This window comes from Paenibacillus sp. 598K (assembly GCF_003851045.1).
GTDB lineage: Bacteria > Bacillota > Bacilli > Paenibacillales > Paenibacillaceae > Paenibacillus_D.
Window position 1 is genome coordinate 458 of sequence record NZ_BFBX01000369.1, and the last position, 481, is coordinate 938.

Annotated in this window: 1 protein-coding gene; it reads left to right on the forward strand. The window is 62.0% G+C overall.

Translation table 11 applies throughout. The features are described from left to right. On the forward strand, positions 1-481 hold a 481-nt coding region (locus PA598K_RS35530), incomplete at both ends, for a response regulator (RefSeq protein WP_128661330.1).

Genomic DNA, 481 nt, shown 5'->3' on the forward strand with positions numbered 1-481 from the left:
CACCGATATCCGGATGCCGCAGCTGGACGGCTTGCAGCTGACCCGGGAAGTTCGGAGCCGGGGCTGGAAGACGAAGGTGATCATGATTACCGGCTTCAAGGATTTTGCCTACGCCCAATCCGCGCTCCGTTACGGCGTGCTCGACTTCATCACGAAGCCTTGCGTCGAAGCGGATATACTCGCTCTGCTCGACCGCGCCTACGATCAACTGGTCGAGGAACAGCAATCGCAGTGGCAGATCGACATATGGCAGCGGCAGCATGAGGATAGCCAGCTCCGCTCGGCGATTGTCGGCATCTCGCATCCCGCCGGCGAGCTAGCCGAGCTGCTGGGGGCACTTACGCAAGGGGAGGTGTACTTCCTGTCTGTGCCCTCCTACACTTCCGCGGACAAGGGCTACGCCTCCGAGGATGTGCCGCTGCTGCATTTCGCCGTCGACAATATGATCGGCGAGCTGGGGCAGCAGTGGCTCGGCGAGCGC